This is a genomic window from Myxococcus llanfairpwllgwyngyllgogerychwyrndrobwllllantysiliogogogochensis (assembly GCF_006636215.1).
GTDB lineage: Bacteria > Myxococcota > Myxococcia > Myxococcales > Myxococcaceae > Myxococcus > Myxococcus llanfairpwllgwyngyllgogerychwyrndrobwllllantysiliogogogochensis.
In genome coordinates this window covers 1-13045 of sequence record NZ_VIFM01000300.1, presented here as the reverse complement: position 1 = coordinate 13045, position 13045 = coordinate 1, and the positions used below count along the sequence as shown (strand labels likewise).

Annotated in this window: 13 protein-coding genes; 3 read left to right on the top strand and 10 right to left on the bottom strand. The window is 68.0% G+C overall.

From position 1 onward, the window contains the following. On the bottom strand, positions 1–658 hold a 658-nt coding region (locus FJV41_RS42335), incomplete at its 3' end, for an ABC transporter transmembrane domain-containing protein (protein ID WP_246137764.1). Positions 659–661: 3 nt separating this feature from the next. Beyond that, positions 662–2545, bottom strand: coding sequence for a DUF4388 domain-containing protein (locus FJV41_RS42330; protein WP_141648309.1), 1884 nt, complete (start codon positions 2543–2545; stop codon positions 662–664). A 60-nt stretch (positions 2546–2605) separates the two neighbouring features. On the opposite strand from FJV41_RS42330, the gene lpxB reads away from it, so the two are divergent. The 3 genes from lpxB to FJV41_RS42315 are packed head-to-tail and all read left to right on the top strand — an operon-like array spanning position 2606 to position 5125. Continuing rightward, entirely contained in the window at positions 2606–3757 is a 1152-nt protein-coding gene (lpxB, locus tag FJV41_RS42325) for a lipid-A-disaccharide synthase (protein ID WP_141648308.1), read from the top strand. Between the two features lie 17 nt (positions 3758–3774). Continuing rightward, the gene (locus tag FJV41_RS42320; protein WP_141648307.1) at positions 3775–4479 is read left to right on the top strand and encodes a polyprenol monophosphomannose synthase; all 705 of its coding nucleotides are present in this window, start codon (positions 3775–3777) and stop codon (positions 4477–4479) included. A gap of 19 nt (positions 4480–4498) precedes the next feature. Further along, a complete protein-coding gene (locus FJV41_RS42315) occupies positions 4499–5125 on the top strand; it encodes a MarC family protein (protein ID WP_141648311.1) in 627 nt (208 codons plus the stop codon). A gap of 1 nt (position 5126) precedes the next feature. On the opposite strand, the gene FJV41_RS42310 is transcribed toward FJV41_RS42315, so the two are convergent. The 8 genes from FJV41_RS42310 to bamA form a co-directional block, all read right to left on the bottom strand. Continuing rightward, positions 5127–5585 (bottom strand): hypothetical protein, encoded by a 459-nt coding sequence (locus tag FJV41_RS42310; RefSeq protein WP_141648306.1) that lies wholly within the window; start codon positions 5583–5585, stop codon positions 5127–5129. 32 nt (positions 5586–5617) lie between these two features. Continuing rightward, the gene (locus FJV41_RS42305) at positions 5618–6643 is read right to left on the bottom strand and encodes an OmpA family protein (RefSeq protein WP_141648305.1); all 1026 of its coding nucleotides are present in this window, start codon (positions 6641–6643) and stop codon (positions 5618–5620) included. 212 nt (positions 6644–6855) lie between these two features. Then, positions 6856–7680, bottom strand: coding sequence for an LpxI family protein (locus FJV41_RS42300; protein ID WP_141648304.1), 825 nt, complete (start codon positions 7678–7680; stop codon positions 6856–6858). 26 nt (positions 7681–7706) lie between these two features. After that, positions 7707–8483, bottom strand: coding sequence for an acyl-ACP--UDP-N-acetylglucosamine O-acyltransferase (lpxA, locus tag FJV41_RS42295; protein ID WP_141648303.1), 777 nt, complete (start codon positions 8481–8483; stop codon positions 7707–7709). 29 nt (positions 8484–8512) lie between these two features. After that, positions 8513–8980, bottom strand: coding sequence for a 3-hydroxyacyl-ACP dehydratase FabZ (gene fabZ / locus FJV41_RS42290; RefSeq protein WP_141648302.1), 468 nt, complete (start codon positions 8978–8980; stop codon positions 8513–8515). Next, positions 8980–10044, bottom strand: a complete 1065-nt coding sequence (gene lpxD, locus FJV41_RS42285) for a UDP-3-O-(3-hydroxymyristoyl)glucosamine N-acyltransferase (RefSeq protein ID WP_141648301.1) — start codon at positions 10042–10044, stop codon at positions 8980–8982. The genes fabZ and lpxD overlap by 1 nt, the downstream gene beginning before the upstream one ends. 10 nt (positions 10045–10054) lie before the next feature. Next, positions 10055–10615, bottom strand: coding sequence for an OmpH/Skp family outer membrane protein (locus tag FJV41_RS42280; RefSeq protein WP_141648300.1), 561 nt, complete (start codon positions 10613–10615; stop codon positions 10055–10057). Between the two features lie 103 nt (positions 10616–10718). After that, positions 10719–13045 (bottom strand): outer membrane protein assembly factor BamA (gene bamA / locus FJV41_RS42275; protein WP_438616783.1); only part of this gene is annotated, 2327 nt, incomplete at its 5' end.

Sequence of the window (13045 nt, the reverse complement as noted above, 5' to 3'; positions counted from 1 at the left end):
GCCCCTCATGGAGCTGACCCGCCAGGTGCCCCAGCTGCGTCTGCCCCTCGCGCGTGCCCTTCAACACCTTGCGCGTCAGCTTGGACGCGGGCAGAGCCGCCAGTGGAATCACCACCAGCATCAACCCACCCAACAGCGGACTCATCGACAGCGCCACGCCCGCCAGGATGATGACCTGGAGGCTGTCGCGCAGGTACGAGCCCACCGTGTACATCGCCGCCGCTTCCACCGCCGTCACGTCCGAGGTGAATCGGCTGAGCAGATCACCCTGCCGCTCTCGCGCGAGCTGCGCGGGAGACAACGACGTGAGCTTCATGAAGAGCTCGCGCCGCACGTCCCTCACCACCCGCTGCGCGAACAGGCCCATGAAATAGAACTGGCCCAGGTACCCCACGCCCTTCACCACCCCCACCACCACCATCAGCAGCGGGAAGCCCCACAGCGCCGCGTCGCGCGGCAGGCTCGACAGCCACGGCACGCTGTTCGCCCCGGAGAAGCCGTCCTCGCCCCCCGACAACAAGAAGCGCAGCGCGGGCCCGGTGAGGTACGCGTACGCCCCCGTCGTCACTCCCACCACCGCCATGCACACGAACGCCACCACGAGCACCGCCACATGCGGGCGCGCGTAGCGCAACAGTCGCAACAGTGTCCGCCGCATTCCCTACCGTCCCACCTTGCGCAACGCCGCCTTGGCCAGCTGCGAGTACGGGTTGTACTCCAGCACCTTCAGCAGCTTCTTTCGCGCCAGCGGCGCGTCCCCGAGGTCCGTGTCGATGATGGCCGCGATGATGTGCAGCCGCTCCACATACGGCCCCAATGACAGCGCCTTCTTCAAGACCTTCTGCGCCTTCTGCGCCCGCTGGACCAGGGGACCGCCCGCCGCCTGGTACGTCGCCCAGGCAAGGAAGGAGTAGTACTCCGGCTCGCGCGGGTTGAGCGACACCGCTTCCTCGAACGCATGCATCGCCGACAGGAAGTCGCGACGCTTCAGCGCGGACTCGCCCCGGCGCAGCGCTATCTCCGCGTCCACCACCACCGCCGTGTTCCGCCCCACGTCCAGCTTGCTGAACAGGTACTGGAGATACGCCTTGCGCTTCTCCTCCACGCTCAGCACCCGGTACGACGCGGACAGCTTCTCCTGCACCGAGTCCAGCAGGTCCTTCAGGTCGGAGATGTCGAACTCGGCATACGTGTCCGGATGAAAGCGCATCGCCGTCTCGTGGTACGCGCGCTCCACCGCCTCCGCGTCCGCCGCGATGTCCAACCCCAGGCTGCCAAAGTAGCTGCGGGTGATGATGCGCACCGCCTCCTCACGCAGCGACGCCCCCGTCGCCACCGGCAACGACTTGCGCTTGCGTGGCCCGATCCGGTCCGGCACCACCACCGCCGACAGCACGTCCGCCCCCGTCGCCACCGGCGTGGGCGAGAAGGTCACCCCCCCCGTCAGCTTCAGGAACCACAGGAGCGAGTACGCCGCGCGCAGCTCGCCCCGGCCATGCGCGAGCAGCTCCTTCAGGACGATGCGGCCATTGACCTGCATGGCGATCTTGATGTCGTCCGTGTCCAGCGCCATGGCCTGCAGGTCCCGACCGAAGTCGGACGAGCGCACCGGGTACTCCCCCAGGTTCGCCCGCAGCGACGCCGCCATCACCTTCAACGGAAAGCAGCGCCTTGCGCCCTCGAGCACCTGCGCCAGCGGCGGCAGGTCCACCGAGGCGACCTCCGTCGTGAACTCGTCACCCGAGTAGAAGGCATACCGGCCCTCGCGCATGCCCAGCACCCGCGCGAGGTTGTCGCGCGTGTAGTCGCGCAGCAGCTGCGACAGCTCCTCGCCCGCCGCCTCCACCCCCGCGTCCGCCAGCGCCGCGCCGATGCGCAGCCCGGACGCCAGCGCCTCCACCACCCGCTCCGCCTGCGCGGCCGTCGCCAGCGTGCGCGCGACGAGGTAGCGCGGAAGTGAGTCCTCCTTCGCCGACGAGTCGAAGCTCACCGGCCCACCGCGCAGGAAGTACACCCGCCGACTCAGGCCTCGGTGCGCCGCCACCAGCACACCATCCCGGCGCAGCCGGTGGATGGAGTGCAGGAGCGAGGGCAGTGGATAGCCCTTCAAGTCACCGCTGTTCACCGCCGGACGCGACAGCGTGGCCGAAAGCCCCGTCAGCGGCACCGCCTGCGCCGCGCGCACCAGCGACTCCAGCCGAGGCACCAGCTCGCCCGGCTTGAGCGGGTCCGCCACGTACGCGTTCACCTTGAGGTCCAGCACGGAGGCCACGCCCCGCGCCCGGCCCAGGTGCCCCTTGTCGATGGCGACAATCGGCACGCGCCCGCCCTGGCTGTGCCCTCGGATGAGGTGCACCACGTGCGAGCCTTCCACTCGGGGAAGGTCCACCGACAACACCATCACATCCGGGTTGTCCGCCGCGAAATGCTCCAGCACCGCGATAGGGTCATTCACCGCGCGCACGGAATACCCGGCCTGGGAGAGCAGACCCGTCAGGTGTTCGAGCGTGGGGGGATGGCTCTCGGCGAGCAGAAGCGTCTTCAAGGGTAGCGCAGTCTACACCTTCACCCTGGCTTGCATCAGGGTACGATGCGCCCCCCTCACATGACGCCCCCACCCCGAATCCTCGTCGTGGCAGGCGAGGCCTCCGGCGACGCACACGCCGCCGAACTCGTCGCCGCCCTCCAGGCCCGCCGCCCTGACCTCACCTTCTTTGGCATGGGAGGCTCGCGCCTGGCCGCTCGGGGGGTGGAGCTGCTCTTCGACGCTCGAGAGGTGTCCGTCATGGGCATCACCGAGGTCCTTCCCCGCATTCCCCGCATCCTCCAAATCCTCAAGGGGCTGGCGAACGCCGCCACGGAGCGACGCCCCGACGTCGCCATCCTCGTGGACATCCCGGACTTCAACCTGCGGCTGGCCGAGAAGCTCAAGGCCCAGGGCATCCCCGTCGCCTATTACATCTCGCCGATGATCTGGGCGTGGCGCCGGGGCCGGGTCCGCACCATCAAGCGGCTGGTGGACCGGATGCTGTGCATCCTCCCGTTCGAGGAGGACTTCTATCGCGAGGCCGGAGTGAGTGCCCGCTACGTGGGCAGCCCCGTCGTCGAGCAGGTCCCCGCCCCCGACACCGCCGTCGCCTTTCGCGAGCGGCTGGGCCTGGACAAGGACGCCCCCACGCTCGCGCTGCTACCGGGCAGTCGGATGAGTGAGATTCGCAGGCTCCTGCCGGCGATGGTGGCCGCGGCGAAGCGCCTGTCCGCCGAGCGCCCCGGGCTCCAAATCGTCGTACCCGTGGCCCCCACCATCCCCCGCCAGGAAGTGCTCTCCCACTTCGAGGGCAGCGGCCTGACGCCCGTGCTGGTGGACGGGCGTGCCCCGGAAGTCGTGGGCGCCAGCGACGCGGCGGTGGTGGCCTCCGGTACAGCCGTGTTGGAAGCAGGACTGATGCAGCGGCCCCTGGTCGTCATCTATCGGGTGTCGCTCATTACGTACTGGGTGGGCCGGCTGATGCTGAAGGTGGCCTTCGTGTCCCTCATCAACCTGCTGGCCGGCCGGCGCGTGGTGCCAGAGCTGCTCCAGGGCGAGATGACGCCCGAGCGAATCGCTGACGAGGTGCGCCGGGTGTGGACCCCCGGGGCGCCACGGGAGGAGATGCTGAAGGGGCTGGCGGAGGTGCGGGGGCGCCTGGGTGAGGCAGGAGCGGCCACCCGGGCGGCCGAGTCGGTGATGGAGCTACTGCCCCCGCGCGCCATTTAGGGTATGTCGGCCCGGCCATGAACCCTGCGCTGGTCTGCATCCCCACGTACAACGAGCGGGAAAACATCGAGGCCATCACCCTGGCGGTGCTCAAGGCCGACCCCCGCGTCGATATTCTCGTCGTCGACGACAACTCCCCCGACGGCACGGGGCAGATCGCCGACCAGCTCGCGGCGAAGGAGCCCCGGGTTCGCGTCCTGCACCGCGAAAAGAAGGAGGGCCTGGGTCGCGCGTACCTCGCCGCCTTCCGCTGGGCGCTGGCCGAGGGCTACACGTACATCCTGGAGATGGACGCGGACTTCAGCCATGACCCGCGCTACCTGCCCGGCCTGCTGGATGCCGCCGAGGCGGGCTCCGACCTGGTGCTGGGCTCGCGCTATGTCACCGGGGGCGGCACGGTGAACTGGGGCGTTGGCCGGCAGGTCATCAGCCGCGGCGGCAGCCTCTACGCCCGCACGATTTTGGGCGTGGGCGTGTCGGATTTGACGGGCGGCTTCAAGTGCTTCCACCGCCGGGTGCTGGAGGCCATCGACCTGGATGCCGTGCACAGCACCGGCTATGCGTTCCAGATTGAACTCACCTACCGCACGCTGAAGAACGGCTTCACCGTGCGAGAGATCCCCATCATCTTCGAGGACCGGCGTGTGGGACACTCGAAGATGAACAAGAAGATCTTCGCCGAAGCGCTCACCATGGTGTGGAAGCTGCGTCTCACGGTGTAGCGAAGAAGGGCGTGCGGTGATGAAGGCCTATCTGGCGCAATTCCTCGTCGCCCTTCCGGCGATCTTCTTCGTCGTGGACCCCATCGGCGTGGTGCCGCTGTTCCTGGCGATGACGTCCGGCGACACGAAGGAGAAGATTCGCCGCACGGCGATGCGCGCGTGTCTGGTGGCGTGCGGGCTGATGACGTTCTTCGCCCTGTTCGGCACCATCATCTTCAAGGTGTTCGGCGTGTCGCTGGGGGCCTTCCGCGTCGCGGGCGGCATCCTCCTGCTCATCACCGCGTTGGACATGCTCCGCGCCCGGCCTTCCGCGACTCGCACCACGCCCACGGAGGAGCAGGAAGGCGCGGTGAAGGAAGACGTGGCCATCGTCCCGCTGGCCATTCCGCTCTTGTCCGGCCCCGGCGCCATCGCCACCGCCATGGTGCTGATGGCCCGAGGCAACTCCATGACCGCCACCCTGCCCGTGCTGGCGGCCATCATCCTCACCTTCGTGGCCAGCTACTTCATCCTGCGCGCCTCCGGCCTGGTGCAGCGGGTGCTGCGTCAGTCCGGGGTCGCCATCGTCGAGCGCGTCATGGGGCTCATCCTCGCCGCCATCGCCGTGCAGTTCATCGCGGACGGCGCCAAGGAGTTGATGAAGTAGCTCACTTGCCCGCGACCCACTGAGGGCCCGCGCGCTTCAGCGTGCCCTGGGGCGTGCCTTCCAACGTGAGTTCGTCCGGCCCGGAGCGGCGCGCGTCGTACGCGTAGCCCTCTCGCACTTCCTGCAGGTACACCACCACCGCATCGAGGACGCTCTCCTGGACGACCTTGAAGGTGGCGTCGCCGCAGCGGGGTTCATCGCCTTCGAAGAAGCGCTCCAGCATGGACTGCTCGGGGCGCCGCACGTACACCCGCACCGGGGTGGGCTCGTGCCGGCCCTGGGCGGCGATCTCCTCCACCACGCGCGACGGCGTCGGTTCCTTCAGCACGGATTGAATCAACGAGCACTTCTCCGCCTCCACCTCCCGCCTCACGGCGAGCGGCGCCTGATGCGCGCAGCCCGCCCCCGCCAGGAGCGTGACACCCACCACGCCCCAGGCCCACCGTTGGAATCGCTCCATCCCGTCGCCTCCTCGTTGCGTCGTCGCGTCCGCTACAGCTTCCTCCACCGCGGCGAGAAGGGCGCCCCGTCCAGCGTCGGGTCCTCCACCGCGATGATGTATTCGGCCCGGCGGTTGCCCGCCTCCGCCGTCTCGTCCGGAGTCCGCACCGCTAGCGACTCCTCCCCGAATCCCTCGTAGAAAATCGGAACCTTCAGCCCGCGCTGACGGAAGGCCGCGGCGATGCTCCGCGCCCGCTTGAGCGACAGTTCCCGGTTGTCCGCCGTGGCGCCCACCGTGTCCGTGTGCCCCAGGACGTACAGACGAACCGCCGCGAAGCGGCCGTATTTCGCCAGCGCCTCCGCGATCAACGCATGGCTCCTGTCCAGCTTGCCGCGCTCCGCTGCGGGAATGTCCGCGCGGCCCGAGGCGAAGCTCACCTCTTCGTGTGGAATGTCCACGCGCCAGGGAAAGAGGTCCACGCCCGTGTAGAAGTCCGATGTGTCGAAGGCTCGGAGGGAAATCTTCATCACCCGGCCCTCGGCGGGCGGCCAGCTCAATGAAAGCGGCGTGCCCGCCACCTCGCCCTTGAAGGGCACCTCGCCCTCGAACGCCTTCTTTCCGGTGTCCATCAGCACCGTCAGCTCCACGTGGCCCGCGGGACGCGAGAGCTGGAAGCGAAGCTTGCGCCCCGCGACGTCCACGTCCTCCGGGCGCACGTCCAACCGCAGCGGCCCGTTGAGCTCCGTGTCGAGGGACAGCGGCATGCTGCCCGACTCGCCGTTGGGGAAGCGCACCACCAGCTCGCCTTCGTAATGAAAGCGGCCCTCGGGTTGCTCCAGCTCGATGCGCCGGGTGACACCCGGCTTCCCCCCGCCCTTCACCTCGACCACCTTCCCGTCGCCGCGCTTCAGCTTCACCTCGAAGCCCGCGATGGGCTCTTCGATGTGCACGAGCAATGCCGGGAGCTTCTCGCCCACCGCGGCCCGACCCTCCAGGGACACCCGGATGGCGTCCGCGAACGCGGGCAACGGGGTTGCGGCGACAAGACTGAGCACTAGCAGCAGGCGGGCATTCATGGCGCGGCGTCGACCTCCGGCGTCACGGGCCGCGCTGCAACAGCGGCCCGGATGGGTGGATTCCTCCGCGACAGGGTAGGCGGATGCTCCCTGCGAGCAAATGCTTCGCGAGCCAGACGCGAACAGCGCGACGGAATTCACCCGCGCGCGCCACAGGCCCCGGCAGCCGGGGAGGCATGCTCCAGCTTCCTACCCGCTCTTCTGAGCCCGGCTCAGGGCACGCCGACGAGGGTGATGCCCGCGGCGCGCGCGCCCGCGAAGAGCTCCGGCGCGTCCAGCAGCACGGTGCGCCCCGCCTCCAGCGCCAGCACCTTCGCGCCCACTTCCTTCATCACTTCCAGCGTGCGGGGGCCCGCTGCGGGCAGGTCGAAGCGCAGGTCCTGCTGCGGCTTGCAGCGCTTCACCACCACCGCGCCGCCCGCCCCGAGCAACCGGCCGCCGCGACGGATGGCCTCGTCAGTGCCTTCCACGGCCTCCAGCGCCAGGACGTGGCCCTGATGCACCACCACCGTCTGGCCCACGTCCGCCTGTCCCAGCAGCACGGCGACCTCGCGTCCGAGCGCGACGTCCTGAGCCTGCGCCGAGCGCAGCGGCGGCCCCGCGAGGTGACCTTCGGGGCACAGCACCTCTCCCAGGAAGTCCGTGGGGGCGATGATGGTGATGCCACGTGACTCGAAGTCCGCCGCCACCGCGCGCAGGAGCGAGTCATCCCGGAAGCTGCGCAGGCGGGAGATGATGCGCATGGCGCCCAGGTCCGGACGCGCATCCTTCAGCGCCTTCACCCGGCCGATGCCGCCCGCCATGGCCGCCTGCTTCACCGCCATGGCCTGAAAGGCCTTCTGGATGCGGTTCACCTGCCCCACGCGCACCCAGGTGAGCGAGGCGACCTCCGAGGCCAGCGCCGGGTCCGTCTCTCCCCGGTGCGCCACGGCCACCACTTCCAGCCCCCGCGCCTTCGCCGCGCGCGCGAAGAGGAGCGGAAGCTGCCCGTTGCCCGCGATGAGGCCGATTCTACTGTCCTGGGGTACAAGCGCCATGTCCACAGCTTACCGCGTCGGGCCGCTCAGCGCGTCAGCCCGCGCTTGCTCTGCGCGATGAAGTCCACGAGGTGGTCGACCTCGGGGTGGCCCGCCAGCTCCGTGCGCAGCCGCGCCAGCGCTTCCTGGAGCCCCAGCTTGGAGCGGAACAGGATGCGGTGGGCTTCCTTGATGCGCTCGATCTGCTCCTTGGAGAAGCCGCCGCGCTCCAGGCCCACGGTGTTCAGGCCCACCAACTCCGCCCGGTCCCCCTGCGCCGTGGCATACGGGGGAATGTCCATGGTCACCATGGCGCCGCCGGAGATGAAGGCGAACCTGCCCAGGCGGGTGAACTGGTGCACCGCCGCCAGGCCGCTGATGATGACGTGGTCCTCCATCGTCACGTGGCCCGCGAGCGCGGACCCGTTGCCGATGCGACAGCCGTCTCCGACGATGCAGTCGTGGGCGACATGGCTGTTGGCCATGAAGAGGTTGCCGTTGCCGACCCGCGTCGCGCCGCCGCCGCCCGCCGTGCCCTTGTGCAGGGTGACGAACTCGCGAATCGTGTTGTCGTCGCCGAGCGTGAGCTCGGTGTCCTCACCCGCGTACTTCAAGTCCTGCGGGTCCGCTCCCACCGAGGAGAACTGGAAGATGCGGTTGCGCGCGCCGAGCGTGGTGCGCCCCTCGATGACGACGTGGGGCCCCACGCGGGAGCCCTCGCCAATCGTCACCTGGGGACCAATGACCGAGAAGGGTCCCACCTCGACCGTGTCGTGCAGACGCGCATCGGGATGAACCACCGCGGAGGGATGAACCTGAGCCATGTCGTTTCCTCTGCCTCGCCAGCTCGCGGTCAGGACGCCGCGCCCTCTGCCGCTCCAGCGTCCTTGTTCTTGTCCACCACGGTGGCCAGGAACTCGCCTTCGGCGACCTTCACTCCATCCACGGTCGCCGTGCCCTTCGTCTTCCACACGGCGCCCTTGTGCCGCAGCACCTCGATGAGGAGCTGCAGCCTGTCTCCCGGCACCACCGGCTTGCGGAAGCGCGCCCCGTCCACGCCCATCAGGTAGGTCACCTTCTGGGTCGGGTCCATGTTCTCGCTCTTATACGCAAGGATGGCCGAAGCCTGGGCGAGCGCCTCCAGGATGAGCACGCCCGGCATCACCGGGTGCCCCGGGAAGTGACCGTTGAAGAAGGGCTCGTTGATGGTGACGTTCTTGTAGGCCGTGATCTTCTGGCCCGGAACAATCTCCACCACCCGGTCAATCAGGAGGAACGGATACCGATGCGGCAGCAGGTTCTGGATTTCTCCGATGTCCATCACTCCCCCTTCGCCTTCTCGAGCTGCTCCACCCTGCGGCGCAGGGCCCGCATTTCCTTGAGCAAGTCCGCGACCTGCCCCGACGCCGCGCTGGCACGCAGCCACTCGCGGTGGGCAATCGCCGGACTGCCACTCACCACCTGACCATCCGGGACGTCATGGGCCACGCCGGACTGGGCGCCGACCTTGGCCAGGTCACCCACGCGGATATGGCCCACCACGCCCACCTGCCCGGCCAGCACCACGCCGGTGCCAATCTCCGCCGAGCCAGACACGCCCGCCTGCGCGCAGATGAGCGACATGGGCCCCACGCGCACGTTGTGGGCGATCTGCACCAGGTTGTCGAGCTTGCTGCCTCGCCCCACCACCGTCTCGCCCACCGTCGCGCGGTCGATGCAGGTGCAGGCGCCCACTTCGACGTCGTCCTCGATGCGGACGTTGCCGACCTGGGGAATCTTGAAGTGCTCGGGCCCCTCTTCGCCCTCGGGATTGAAGGCGAAGCCAAAGCCGTCCGCGCCCACCACGCTCGCAGCATGGAGGATGACGCGGGAGCCGATGACACAGCGCTCGCGCACCGTGACGTTGGGATGCAGGACGCTGTCCTCTCCCACCGTGGCGTGCTCCCCCAGATAGGCACCGGGATACAGCACGCTGCGCGCACCCACCCGGGCGCCCGCTTCCACGCACGCGCCCGCCAACACCGTGGCCTCCGGATGGACGGTGGCCTCCGGATGGACCCACGCGCCAGGACGGATGCCGGGCGCTGGGCGGGTGGCCGGATGGAACAACCGCAGCAGCTTCGCGTAGGCGAGGTGCGGGTTGGACACACGCACCAGCGAAAGACCCTCGCGGGGCGGGGCGTCACCGCCGACCAGCACGGCCGAAGCCTTGGAGGCCTCGAACTGGCGGCGGTAGCGCGTGTTTCCGTAGAAGGACACGTCTCCCGGGCCGGCTTCTTCAAGCCCGTTGAGTCCGTGGATGAGCTGCTCAGGGTCACCGAGAAGCTCTCCCCCGACATGGGCGGCGAGCTCCCCGAGCCGTCGGGGTGCGGGGGAGGTCTTCACGTGGAGCCGATTACTTCGTCGGGGCGTCCTTCGCCGCCGTCGTCTTCGTCGTCTTCGAGCCGTTGTAGGCGCGAATCACTTCGTTGGAGATGTCGTACTGGGCCTTGGCGAAGACGATGCCCGAGTCCCGCTTGTCCAACACCATGCCCAGGTCGTCCCGCTGGGCGATGGACGCCACCACCTGGTCGATCTTGTTGATGATGGGCTCCATCTCCTGGCGCTCCTTGGTGGCGGCCTCGCCGCGGCTCTTCTCCCACTTCTGGGCGAGCACCATCACCTTGCGCTGCAGGTCCGCTTCCTTCTGGGCGCGGACGTCGGGAGTCATCGCGCTGGACTGCTTGTCCAACGTCTCCTTCTCCGTGCGCAGAGCGGTTTGCTCCTTGTCGATTTCCTTCTGCTTCTCCTCCAGCCACTTCTGGAGGCGGGCCTTGGCGGCCTTGCCGTCATCGACCTCGAGAAGGACGCGCTGGAGGTCCACGTAGGCGACCTTCAGGTCGGCGGCCGAGGCGGCCACCGGCAGGGCAAGCGACAGGACGGCGGCCATGGCCGCGACAGTGGTGCGAAGCGACATGTTCAACAGCTCCTCAGGGAAGGGTACAGGGTCCGACGTCAGACGCCCGGGCTTGTTCAACCCTTCCCGCCAGGGCGGGGCCGGGACGACGGACGATGGCTTATCAGAAGAAGTTGCCGATAGTGAACTCGAACAGAATCCGGTCGTCTTCCGGCCGCCTGGTCAGCGGGATGCCCCACTCGAAGCGCAGGGGCCCAATCGGGCTGAACCAGCGGAAGCCAAAGCCCGCGGAGTGGAAGAGGCCGAGCGGCAGCTTGTCCTGTCGGTCCTGGAAGAACCGTTCGTTCGAGGCGAAAGCATTGCCCGCGTCATAGAAGAGCACGCCGCGCAGGCCGGCCTTCTCGAAGATGGGGAACTCGAGTTCGAAGTTGAAGACGAGCTGCTTGTTGCCGCCGACGAGGAAGTCCGTGACGGTGGCGTCCGGGTTGCTGGAGCGGGGCACCTTCACCGAGGGGCTGATGCTGCGCAGGTAGTAGCCGCGGACGCTGTTGATGCCACCCACGTAGTACAGCTCGGAGATGGGCAGCGGACTGTTCGAATCCAGCTGCTGGATGTAGCCGATGGTGGCGTTCGTCTTGAACACGAAGCCCAGTGGCATCGGGAAGTACAGGCGCGAGTAGGCCGTGTACCGGTTGAAGAGGAACGTGCCGCCCATGAAGTCCGGCGCCAGCTCCACCGAGCCGTAGTGGATGAAGCCGCGCGAGGGGAACAGGCGGTTGTCTCGGCGGTCGAACGACAGCGAGAGCCGGGCCGCGCTGGTGGTGCCGGAGAGGAACTGGTTGGCCAGGAGCACGGCGCCCAGGTTCGAGCCCGCCTCCACGTTCACCCACTCACGGGTGTAGCCGACCGTGCCGAGCAGGTCGTCGATGAACTGGTAGCCGATGGAGATGGTGCCACCGGTGGAGTTGCGGATGAAGCCGTCGTAGTCGGCCTGGACTCGGAAGAACTCCGCGGACAGCAGGTAGTTGGTGTCCAGGAAGTACGGGTCATAGAACGACAGCTGCACCAGGGAGCGCAGGCCGGAGATCTGCGCGGACGCGGAGACGCTCTGGCCCCAGCCCAGGAAGTTGTTCTGGGAGATCTGCGCCGTGAAGATGAAGTTCTCCACGTTGGAGAAGCCGAGGCCGACCTGGAAGGTACCGGTGGCCTTCTCCTTCACCTCCACGTGCAGGACGATGGTGTCGTCCGTGCTGCCCGCGCTCTGGGTGATTTCCACCGTCTCGAAGAAGCCCAGCGCGGTGACGCGCTCCTTGCTGCGGCGCACACCGGTGCCGCTGTAGAGCTCGCCTTCGTACACGCGCAGCTCGCGGCGGATGACCTTGTCGCGCGTCTTGCTGTTGCCGACGACGTCGATGCGCTCGATGGTGACCTGGGGGCCCTTCTGCACGTCGAAGGTCAGGTCCACCGTGCGGTTGTCCGCGTTGACGCTGGTGACGGGGTTGATGTTCGCGTACGCGTAGCCCCGGTCGAAGTAGACGTCCGACAGGCCGACGATGTCCTGCGACAGCTGCGAGCGGTTGAAGCGCTGGCCCGGCGTCGACTTCATCAGCTCGGCCATCTTCTCCTTCGACACGTCGGAGAGCAGGTCGCCAGAGAAGTCGATCTTCCCGATGTCGTAGGGCTCACCCTCGACGATGCGCAGGGTGATGTAGATGTAGCGCTTGTCCGCGGACAGCTGGACGGTGGGCTTGTCGATCTTGACGTTGATGAAACCGCGGTCGTAGTAGGCGATCTGGATGACGGCCAGGTCGCGCTGGAAGGCCTCTTCGCGGTAGGTGCCCTCGCCCGTGAAGAAGGACAAGAAGCCTCCCTCGCGGGTGATCATCGTCTCCTTGAGCACCGACGCGGGGACCTTCTCCGCGCCAATCAAGGTGATCTGCTTCACCATCACCTTGGCGTGCTCGTTGATGATGATGATGACGTCCACGCTGTTGTTAGCGCCGCCCTCGTTGGGCTTGATCTGGTACGTCACCTCCGCGAGGAAGAAGCCCTTCTCCACGTACTTGGCCTGGATCTTCTTCACCGTGCTGCGCACGGTCTCCAGCTCCAGGATGGTGTTGGGCTTGACCTCGATTTCCTCCTTCAGGTCGTCCCGGCTGAGCTCCTCGTTGCCCTTGAGCGTCACCAGGCGGACGATGGGCCGCTCCTCGACGCGGACGACGTAGGCGACGCCGCGCGGAAGCCGCTGCACGAGCAGCTCCACGTTCTGGAAGTACCCCAGGGCCCACACGGCCCGGAGGTCCTCGGCGCTGCGGGCGGACGCCAGGGACTGGCCGACCTTGGTGCGCAACGCGCGGCGGATGGCCTCGGCCTCCACGCGCTTGTTTCCTTCGACGCGAACCTCCACCACCCGGTTGAGGTCATCCTCGGACGCGGGGGCGGCGTCAGCGGGGGCGGCGTCGACAGGGGCGTCCTGAGGACGTTCAGAGG

Bases quoted from the DNA above. Each gene is read 5' to 3' on its own strand.
- FJV41_RS42310 (WP_141648306.1), bottom strand. From the start codon at position 5,585: ATGGAGCGATTCCAACGGTGGGCCTGGGGCGTGGTGGGTGTCACGCTC.
- FJV41_RS42305 (WP_141648305.1), bottom strand. From the start codon at position 6,643: ATGAATGCCCGCCTGCTGCTAGTGCTCAGTCTTGTCGCCGCAACCCCG.
- FJV41_RS42315 (WP_141648311.1), top strand. From the start codon at position 4,499: ATGAAGGCCTATCTGGCGCAATTCCTCGTCGCCCTTCCGGCGATCTTC.
- FJV41_RS42280 (WP_141648300.1), bottom strand. From the start codon at position 10,615: ATGTCGCTTCGCACCACTGTCGCGGCCATGGCCGCCGTCCTGTCGCTT.
- lpxB (WP_141648308.1), top strand. From the start codon at position 2,606: ATGACGCCCCCACCCCGAATCCTCGTCGTGGCAGGCGAGGCCTCCGGC.
- fabZ (WP_141648302.1), bottom strand. From the start codon at position 8,980: ATGGACATCGGAGAAATCCAGAACCTGCTGCCGCATCGGTATCCGTTC.
- lpxA (WP_141648303.1), bottom strand. From the start codon at position 8,483: ATGGCTCAGGTTCATCCCTCCGCGGTGGTTCATCCCGATGCGCGTCTG.
- FJV41_RS42320 (WP_141648307.1), top strand. From the start codon at position 3,775: ATGAACCCTGCGCTGGTCTGCATCCCCACGTACAACGAGCGGGAAAAC.
- FJV41_RS42300 (WP_141648304.1), bottom strand. From the start codon at position 7,680: ATGGCGCTTGTACCCCAGGACAGTAGAATCGGCCTCATCGCGGGCAAC.